This is a genomic window from Janthinobacterium foliorum (assembly GCF_978021625.1).
On the sequence record NZ_CDXDQE010000030.1, the window covers coordinates 1 to 9,665 of the forward strand.

9 protein-coding genes are annotated in these 9,665 nt (G+C 60.8%); all 9 read right to left on the reverse strand.

Translation table 11 applies throughout. The annotated features are described in order from the left end of the window. Positions 1–662: 662 nt before the first annotated feature. Positions 663–1,292: a SorB family sulfite dehydrogenase c-type cytochrome subunit gene (sorB, locus tag ACZ92H_RS29145; RefSeq protein ID WP_465051952.1), complete on the reverse strand. Its 630-nt coding sequence runs from the start codon at positions 1,290–1,292 to the stop codon at positions 663–665. Between the two features lie 10 nt (positions 1,293–1,302). Next, positions 1,303–2,529: a SorA family sulfite dehydrogenase catalytic subunit gene (sorA, locus tag ACZ92H_RS29150; RefSeq protein ID WP_465051951.1), complete on the reverse strand. Its 1,227-nt coding sequence runs from the start codon at positions 2,527–2,529 to the stop codon at positions 1,303–1,305. Beyond that, positions 2,522–3,949: an amino acid permease gene (locus ACZ92H_RS29155; RefSeq protein WP_131377502.1), complete on the reverse strand. Its 1,428-nt coding sequence runs from the start codon at positions 3,947–3,949 to the stop codon at positions 2,522–2,524. Before ACZ92H_RS29155 ends, sorA begins: the two co-directional genes overlap by 8 nt. 293 nt (positions 3,950–4,242) lie before the next feature. Then, entirely contained in the window at positions 4,243–5,037 is a 795-nt protein-coding gene (locus ACZ92H_RS29160; RefSeq protein WP_051959683.1) for an ABC transporter permease subunit, read from the reverse strand. Between the two features lie 79 nt (positions 5,038–5,116). Continuing rightward, a complete protein-coding gene (locus ACZ92H_RS29165; protein ID WP_465051950.1) occupies positions 5,117–5,932 on the reverse strand; it encodes a taurine ABC transporter ATP-binding protein in 816 nt (271 codons plus the stop codon). 94 nt (positions 5,933–6,026) lie between these two features. Then, entirely contained in the window at positions 6,027–7,079 is a 1,053-nt protein-coding gene (gene tauA / locus ACZ92H_RS29170; RefSeq protein ID WP_465051949.1) for a taurine ABC transporter substrate-binding protein, read from the reverse strand. A 116-nt stretch (positions 7,080–7,195) separates the two neighbouring features. Then, positions 7,196–8,635 carry an NAD(P)/FAD-dependent oxidoreductase gene (locus ACZ92H_RS29175; RefSeq protein WP_131377508.1) on the reverse strand — a complete coding sequence of 480 codons (1,440 nt, stop codon included), beginning with the start codon at positions 8,633–8,635 and terminating at the stop codon, positions 7,196–7,198. Between the two features lie 25 nt (positions 8,636–8,660). Then, positions 8,661–9,077 carry a nuclear transport factor 2 family protein gene (locus ACZ92H_RS29180; RefSeq protein WP_465051948.1) on the reverse strand — a complete coding sequence of 139 codons (417 nt, stop codon included), beginning with the start codon at positions 9,075–9,077 and terminating at the stop codon, positions 8,661–8,663. Positions 9,078–9,378: 301 nt separating this feature from the next. Continuing rightward, positions 9,379–9,665, reverse strand: a 287-nt coding sequence (locus ACZ92H_RS29185; RefSeq protein WP_465051947.1) for a thiamine pyrophosphate-dependent enzyme, incomplete at its 5' end; no start/stop codon positions are given.

Here is a 9,665-nt window from a genome sequence, read left to right on the forward strand (position 1 = left end):
TGCACGCGGATGGCGGGCGGCGCTTTCGGCAACTGGGGCGCGGCGGGAATCTGCTGCAGCTGGCTGCCGGCGCTGGGCGGATCGACGGCCCAGGCGGACTGGATGGCGACCAGCAAGGTCAGGGGAATGAGTGTGATGCGCAAAATAGTCCTCTCGGCAGCCTTCGGGGCCAGGCTAAGCATTATCAGAAAAACATAATTAAATTTCTATATATTAATATTGTTACCTTGAACCAATGCTTTGTCTATTCAATGTTGATTTTTTGCAACAAATTATTAACATTGCGAAAAAATACACCAAATTAATATTTCAGCATACGGCATTTCCTGTCGGAATTATTCTCGAATAATCACACTTTATGCATGACGGAAATTTTTCGTGTGGCTAAGGGTCAAGGCTGATGCGAAAAAACGACTGCGCCAAGTAAACTATTGCATCAATTAAAACAGTATTCGCAAAAACGATTTTTAAATTAAAAACAATGGTTTTTATTGCGCGATAGTTATTCAAGCATTTATTCATTAATGAATAAAGTCAGCGATAACAAAGGGAAACGAGCACTCCATGTCGAATGACAGGGCGCTGGGGTGGCTCCCATGCGCCGGCCAAACGGCTGGCGCATGGGAATACGGCGGTATATCGCAGCCGGGCTGCGCGGTGATTTAACGGGAGAGGACGTATTTTGCCAGGGTAGCAGCCTCGGCATCGCTGAGCTGACTGAACGGCGGCATGGGCACGGGTCCCCATTTGCCGGCGCCGCCATTGCGGATATTTGCCGCCACGGCGGCGGCGCCATCCTTGCCCTTGTATTTGGCGGCCACTTCCGCAAAGCCGGGGCCGACCACTTTCTGGTCGATGGCATGGCATGCCATGCAGCCATTGGCCGCCAGCAAAGTCTTGACATCCTTGCCGCTGGCAGCCGCAGCAGGAACAGCGGCAACGGCTGCGGGCTTGGCCACGGGGGCGAGCGCTGTTGCGGCGCCCCGCTCCGCGCCATAGGTTTTCACCAGGTAATCGACCATGGCAGGCACGTCTTCATCGGCAAACTGGGCGCCGAAGGGCTTTTTCATTTTCCTGACGGTCGCTTCCCAGTAGGCGCGCGGCGAGGCTGGCGGCTGGCTCGATGCGTACTGGGCCGCGTGGCACGTCATGCAGTTGCGCTGCACCAGCTGGTAGCCGGGCAATTCGCTGGGTTTATAGGTCGCCGTTTCCGGCGGCAAGTGGATTTCCAGCGCGCCCGCGCCGCCCGCCGCCGACAGTGCCAGCGCGGCTAATAACATTGCTATTCGCATGTGAATCTCCTCAGACTGCCTGGATGCGCGTGGTTTCCACCACATTGCGCATATAACCCATGGGATTCCACAGGGCTTTCATGGGCTGGCTCTGGCCGATGCGGTTCACGGCGCGCACCATCAGCACGTGTTTGCCCTTGCGCGGCGCCTTCATGACCGTCGTCCACTCGCGGAACGAGAAACGCCCCAGATCCTTGCCCAGTGTGGCTTCCTGCCAGCTGTGGCCGCCGTCAAGCGAGACCGTCACCTCGCTGATGCCGTGGCCGCTATCGAAGGCGATGCCGCGCAAGGCCAGGTCGCGCCCCGCTTTCACTTGCGCGCCGTCCTGCACGCTGGTAATGAAAGAGCGCACGTTCAGGCGGCTGATCGGTGTCGTCCTGCCCACGGGCGCGCCCGGCTCGACAAAGCCGGAGCCATTGTCGGGGATGCGGTAGCCCGTGCTCATCCAGAAGCCGTCGAAGGGCTTGTCCAGCACGGTGATGTCGCTCAGGTGCTTGACCCAGTAAGTGCCATAGAACCCTGGCACGATCAGGCGCAGCGGGTAGCCGTTGAGGAAAGGAATGTCTTCGCCATTCATGGCCCAGGCCAGCATGGCGTCGCCCGCCATGATGTGTTCGACGGACAGGGCTTTCTGGAAATCAGGACCGTCGCCCACGGGCGGCGTTTCCAGGCCGTTGAAGGCCACCTGCACGGCGCCGGGCTGCATGCCGGCCTTTTCCAGCACGGTTTTCAGGGGGATGCCCGTCCAGCGCGCATTGCCCATGGCGCCATTGCCCAGCTGCCCGCCGTTGGCGCGCGGGGCAAAGAAGCCGCGGCTGTTGCCCGAGCATTGCGTCACGGCCACCACGTCCACGGGCTCGGCCAGCTGTTTCAGCTCGGCCAGTGAGAGTTCCAGTGGCGCCTTGACCAGGCCGGAAATGCGCAGGCGGTAGCTGGCGCCATCGATACTGGCGGGCAATCCGCTCCAGTGATAGCGCACGAAAAACGCGTCGTTGGGCGTGATGGCCCCTTCGCTGAACACGCTGAACGGCGTTTCCAGCTGCGGCGGGCGGCTGGTCAGCAGGATCAGCGGACGTTTTTGCGGAAACGCCACCAGCTCGCGTTCGCCGTTTTCAAACGGCAACGTAACAGTAGCGGAGGCGGCGAGGGATGGGCCGCTCGCGGCGGCGGCGCCCAGGGCCGCCGCGTTGCGCAGGAAGCGGCGCCGGGCCGCGGGCGAGGTGGCGGCGTCAGACATGCTTGAGCTCCACCTTGGCTTCGTTACCGCCGTTGCGGTCGTCGTTGACCAGTTTCTTGATGTAATACATGGCGCTCATGATGACCACGCTCAGCAGGCCGAACCAGAACGACACGCGCTGTTCCGTATCGGACGACACGCTCATGGCCCCCAGGATCACCAGCATCGCAAAAATGGTGAAATACGTCAGGTAGGGAAACAGCCACATGCGCACCTTGATGCGTTCCGGGCATTCGCGTTCGAGGCGGCGGCGCAAACGCAATTGAGATATCGCAATGAGCAGGTACACAAACAGGATCAGGATGCCGTAGGAATTGACGATGAAGGGGAACACGAGGTCCGCCGACACATACGACACGGCGATGGCGAAATAGGCAAACAAGGTGCTGAACAAAATGGCGCGGATGGGCACGCCGTTCTTGCTCAGCTTGACCAGGCCGGTCGGGGCATCGCCGCGGCGCGTCAGCGCAAAGATCATGCGCGAGGAAGCGTACAGGCTGGAATTCAGGGCCGACAGCACCGCCGTCAGGATGATGGCATTCATGATATGCGCCGCGTAGGGAATGTTCATGACTTTCAGGGCGCTGACGAACGGCGTGGCGATGGCCGGCGAATCCCAGGGCACGATGCAGACGACGACAAACATGGACCCCACATAGAACATCAGCACGCGCGTGATGACGGAATTGGTGGCGCGGGCGATGGCCTTGGCCGGGTCCGACGTTTCGGCGGCGGCGATGGTGACGATCTCGGCGCCCGAATAAAAGGCCGTGGCAGCGACAGCGCCGCTGAGCACGGGTCCCCAGCCATGGGGCATGAAGCCGCCGTTGCTGGTCAAAAAGCCCAGCGTCGGGATGCTGTTAGGCAAGCTGCCCGTGATGAACAGGGCACCGACAAACAGGAAGACGATGATGGCGACCACCTTGATCGAGGCGAACCAGAACTCGAATTCGCCGAACGCTTTCACGGAGAACAGGTTGAGGACCGTCATCGACACGAGCAGCACCAGGCTGATCGACCACGACGGCACGTCGGGCAGCCAGAAGTTGACCAGTTTCGCGCCGGCAATGGCTTCCAAGGCCACGACGACGACCCAGAAATACCAGTACATCCAGCCGCTCATGAAGCCGAGGAATTTCGACACCTTCGGCTTGTCGTCGAAAGCCAGGCGCGCATATTCGTAAAAGGAGCCGACCACGGGCAGGGACGAGGCCAGCTCGCCCAGCATGCGCATGATCAGAACGACGAGGCCGCCCGTGAGCAGGAAGGAAAGGATGGCGGCCGGGCCGGCGGCCTTGGCGATGACGCCGCTGCCGACGAAAAGGCCGGCGCCGATGACGCCGCCGATGGCGATCATGCTCATGTGGCGTTGCTTGAGCGAGTGCTGCAAGCCGGTATTGTTATGCGATTCGCTAATCATGTTTTGTCTCCTGAAAATCTCTGAAGCCCGGTGCGCCCTCGCCTGCTGCGGCTTGCTGCTGCCGCGCGGCTTTGTTTTGTTTTAGGCAATACCGTCAAGCAGCATCGATACATCGTGTGAATCAGTCTGGTTGGCCACATTCCATAAGTCAATCTGGAAATGCAGCGGCCCGGCGCGGCTGCCATGGGGCAAGCGCGCTGGAGGGTAAGTAAGAAGTACTGCTGCTTATTGCCGGTTAAAAAAATGGGAGCGGCGGCAACACTTGTGGCGCCGGCGCCACTCCCGGGAACGTCTTACACCTTGCCCTTCCATGGCACGAGGGTACGTTCGAGGTAGCGCATCATCAAATCAAACAGGAAAGCAAAGAAGCCGATCACGATGATGCCCATGATCACTACATCGCTGGCCAGGAACTCGGAAGCGCTGAGCACCATGTAGCCCAGGCCCCGCGTGGCCGCCACCATCTCGCCGGCCACCAAGGTGGTCCAGCCCACGCCGATGCCGATGCGCATGCCGGTGAGGATTTCCGGTATCGCCGCGCGCAAAATCACGTGCACGATCACCTGGAAGCGCGTGGCGCCCATCGAGTAGGCCGCGTGGATTTGCTCCAGCGACACGGAACTGACGCCGGCGCGTGCCGCGATGGCCATCGGCGCGAAAATGGCCAGGAAGATCAGGTAGACCTTCGAAAACTCGCCGATGCCGAACCAGATGATGACCAGTGGCAAGTAAGCGAGCGGCGGCAGCGGGCGGTAGAACTCGATCAAGGGATCGAAGATGCCCCGCGCCACGCGGTTGACGCCCATCATCACGCCGATGGGAATGGCGAACAGGCACGCCAGGCCAAAGGCGCCGAACACGCGCACCAGGCTGGCCACCGTGTGTTCCCACAGGGTGGCGCCGCCGAAACCGGTGGTGGCCGCCATGATGAATTTCTCGTAGACGGCTTGCGGCGACGGCAGGAACAGGGGTTTCACCATGCCGCTGGCCGTCACGCCAAACCACAGCAGGAGCACGGCGATGACGGTGACGGTGGCGATGCGGCTGGAATTGCCCTGCCCCGGCGCGCCGAACGCCTCGCCCGGCATGGCGCAGCGGGGCGCGAACAGGCGGCCGAAGAAGCCGGCGCGCTTGGCGCTGGCGGGAGGAAATCCCACGACGGATGGGCTATGCATGGGACACCTCCAGCTCTTTATTGACGGCGCGCTCGTCGCCATAAATGATGTTGAGCACCGTTTCGCGCATCTTGATGAAGTCCGGGCTCGATTTCACGGCGCGCGCATCGCGGCATTCCAGGAAGCGCTTGTTGAAATCGAGTTCATACGTGTGCGTGATGCGGCCCGGACGGGGCGACATGACGATCAGCCGGTTCGCCAGGAACAGCGCCTCGTCGACGCTGTGGGTAATGAAGAAGAACATGGTGCTGGACTTGGCCCAGATATCGAGCAGCAACTCCTGGATGGTTTCTCGCGTGAGCGCATCGAGCGCCGCCATCGGCTCATCCATCAGCAGCATGGCGGGATTGCAGGTCAGGGCGCGGGCGATGCCCACCCTTTGCTGCATGCCGCCCGACAATTGATAAATCATATTGTCGTGAAAGTCATTCAAGCCCACCAGCGCCAGATTCTTGGCCGCCTGCTCGCGCCGCACGGCTTTTGGCACGCCTTGCAGCTTGAGGCCGAATTCCACGTTTTCCATCACGTTCAGCCAGGGCAGCAAGGCGTGTTTCTGGAACACGACACCACGGTCGGCGCCCGGCCCTTCTACTTTATTGCTGCCCAACATGATCTCGCCCTTGGACGGGGCAATGAAGCCCGCCATCAGGCTCAGCAAGGTGGTCTTGCCGCAGCCGGAAGCCCCCAGCGCGACAACGAAGTCGCCGCTATTGATGGTGAGATTGATATTATTTAAGGCATGCACGCGTTCTCCGGCCGTCTTGCCCGGATAAATCACGCTGACATCCTTGACGTACAGGTTTTCCATGATGACCCCGCATAAGTAGTACTTCAGTTCGAGTACTTCTGTTCAACGCATTCTGTTCAGTCAGCGCGCCCGCAGGCGCGCTTTCGCACGACGTTTACTTCAGCAGGCCTGCGGCCTGTGCATACTTGGGAGTCACGTATTTGGCGTAATCGCTTGCCAGGGTGTCGATCTTGCCTTCGCCCTTGAGGAATTGCGCCGTGGCCAGCAAGGCTTGCGCCACGCCGCCTTTCGCGCCGCCACCGAGCCAGGCGGGCGACGCCTGTTCCTGCAGGGACGGGTAGGCGTACAGGGCCACGGAAGCGGCCACGTCCTTGGCAGCCGCGCCCGAATGCTTGACGTTGGCCTTCACTTGCGGGGAGTCAATAGTCCACGCCTTCGGATTGGCGCGGTAGTCGGCGTCGGCCGCGGCCATCACCTTGACGAACTTGGCCATGAAGTCCGCATGCGCTTCGCCCCAGGCGCGCTCGACGGCCATGCCATCGAACGTGGCCTTGCCTTTTTTGCTCAGCTCGCCGGAAGTGACGAGTACCTTGCCGTTTTGCTTGAGTTTGCTCAAGGCCGGGTCCCATACGAAAGCCGCGTCGATGTCGCCCCGCTCCCAGGCGGCGGCGATCTGGTTCGGCTGCATGTTGAGCAATTTCACTTCCGTCGGCTTGATGCCCCACGTTTCCAGCGCGAACATGGTGTGGAAATGCGTGGTGGAAACGAACGGCACGGCGATCTTCTTGCCGCGCAAATCGGCCGGTTTGGCGATGCCGGCGCCATTGCGCGCCACCATCGCTTCGGCTTCATTGATGTCGTCGATGATCCAGAACAGCTGCAGGTCGACGCCGCGGCTGACGGCCGCCGTCAATGGGCTGGAACCGATGACACCGATCTGCACGTCGCCGGACGCCATGCCAGTAGCCACCTTGGCGCCGGAATCGAACTTGCGCCAGTTGATTTTATAGCCCGTGGTTTTTTCCACTTCACCGCTGGCAATGGCCACCAGGAAGGGACCATTGATTTCCTGGTAGGCAATCGTCACTTCCTTGCCTTGCGCGAAAGCCGTGCCGCTCGCGGCAACAACGGCTCCCAGCACCAGGGTGCCGAGGACGGCGCGGCGCATCGATGAAAATACCGTGTTTTTGCTCGTATTCTTGTTCATGTCTCACTCCAAGTTTATTGTTATGTGTGAACGTGCGGGCAAACTCATCCCTTACGGGAGGCGCCGCTGGTCAATCTATGTCAACGCATGCGGCGGCTGGAACTGCGGTACTGCTTTTAAAAAACTTCATCCTTCAAGTGATACCAGCGGTACAGGAAGCGCTGGCCCAGGCGGCGGAACGGGGCGAACGCTTGCGACTCGACCATTTCCATCATGTTGGGATACGGCAGTTTGGAATTGAAGATCGGCAAGCCCGTGTCGCTGGCCTTGCCGGCGATGCGCTCGGCCATGCGCCGTCCCGCCTGCGCGGAATACATGACGCCGTTGCCGCCGTAGCCGAGCGAATAAAAAATCGACTGCTGCGGGTCGGGCTGCACGATGCGCGGCATCATGTCGTGGCTGACGTCGACCCAGCCCCACCACGAATAATCGATGCCGATACCCGTCAGCGCGGGGAACTTGCGGTGCAGATCGTTGATCAAACCCTGTTCATACTTGCCCTGCGGAGCATCGGCACCCGTGATGGCGCTGCGGCTGCCGATCTGCACGCGGTTGTCCGGCATCAGACGGTAGTAATGCCGCAGGATGCGCGTATCGGTGATCACCTGGTGCGTGCGGAAGTTGCACGCCTCGATTTCCGCCGGGGTCAAAGGCCGCGTGACGAGCGAGTTCGACAAGATGGGCAGCAAGCGGTTTTTCACTTGCGGATGCAGATGGGGCGAGGTGTAGCCGCCCGTGGCCACGGCCACGGCGCGGGCACGCACCACGCCGCCAGGCGTTTGCAGGTAATGCACGCCGTTGCGCGTTTCCCAGCCCATCACGGGACTGGACGGGTGCACCTTCGCGCCCAGCGCGCGCGCCTTGCGCAGGTAGCCGAAGGCCAGCTTGCCCGCGTGAATGCCGATGCCTTCCGGCTCGTGCAGCGCGCCCGCCGCTTCCTTGTCGTCCACATACTCGCGCTTGACGGTGTCGGCGTCGAGGATGCGGGCGTCATAATGGAAGATCTCCCGCATCACCTTGGCTTCTTTTTCCAGCGCAGGCATGGCTTTCGCTTTGTGGGCGATATACAGGTGGCCGCCCGGCTGCGGGTCGCAATCAATATCGGCCGTGATCTTCTTGAACGTTTCCATCGCGTCGCACACTTCCGTGTGCAGCTTCAGGGCCGTATCCAGGCCGTAGCGGTCTATCCACTGCGAGCGCTTCAGGCGGCCCGTCGTGCATTGCGCCTGGCCGCCGTTGCGCGTGCTGCAGCCCCAGCTGACCCGGTTCGCTTCCAGCACGGTCGCCTTGATGCCATGTTCCTGCGCCAGGAAGATGGCGCAGGACAGGCCCGTGAAGCCCGAGCCGATGATGGCCACGTCGACGTCGATGTCATGCGTGATGGGGCCGTCGTCGGCCGGCGGCTCGCCCGCCGTGCCGATCCAGTAGGTGGGCGCGTAGGCATTGCCGTGGCCGGGACGTTGCGCCACCAGCGGGTCGTAGGCGGGATCGTAGGGCGTGCGGGCCGCGGTGCTGCTACCCAGTACGCCAGGTGGAGTATCGACAGGTTTGTTCATGGTCATTCCTGGTGAACTTGCTGGCTCAGGCTTGGGCGGTGGCGCTGACGACCGGTGGGCGATCCTTGCGGAAGGCGTTCTTCACGGCGATCTTGCCATCGCGGAAGGTGAAGATATCGACCATGCGCGCCTCGATGCGCGTGCCGTCCGCCTTGGTGCCGGCGAACGTCGATTCCGTCACGCCCCGATCGCCGCTGACGAAGTGCTCCGGATTGAGCCAGGCGGCGTCCGGAAAGGTTTGCCAGGCCAGCTCGAAGCCGGCGCGCACGGCGTCGCGGCCGATGAAGCTCTTGCCCAGCAAGTCAGGACCGGCGACGGCGTGGAATTCGCAGTCGTCCGCCATGGCGGCCATCAAGGCCTCGATATCGTGGCGGTTCCAGGCATCGCCGAACGCTTGCAGGAAGTCGGTGGTGACGGCATCGGTAGTTACGCGTGTGTTCATTTTTGTCTCCATGAGTCGAATTTGGTACTTTTCGTTCCGTTTTTTAGTATTTTTATTGAATTTAAGCTGAATGCGGGTGCTTGTCAAATCAAATAATCCAAATACCGGGACGCTTTGTATTCTTTATTGAAATAGCGATGCTGAAGTGACAATGTGTGAGAATTTCGTCACAGTGCGGTGTCGGATGAGGCCGGGCTGGCACCAAGTTCCGGGGGCAGACCTTGCAGGGGGCTTGCCTCCCAGTGGGAGGCAAGCCGATCGCAAAGCGACTGACCCCGGCTTCTTGCCGCTGCCCCAGCAATTAAACGTAATCTTTGTATTTATCCAGGTGACGGACAGGTTTGCTCAGCGCGTCGCGGCGGAACGGGTCGCCCAGTTCGCGCGTGCACATGATTTCGATGATGGTCGTCTTGCCTTCATTCATCTGCATGTCGATGGCTTTCTTCAAGGCCGGTCCCACATCTTCCAGCTTGTCCACCGTGATGCCTTCGGCGCCCATGGCGCGGGCGATTTCCGCGAAGCTCTGGTTGTCCAGTTCACCGGCGACGAAGCGGCGGTTGTAGAAATCCACCTGGTTTTTCTTTTCCG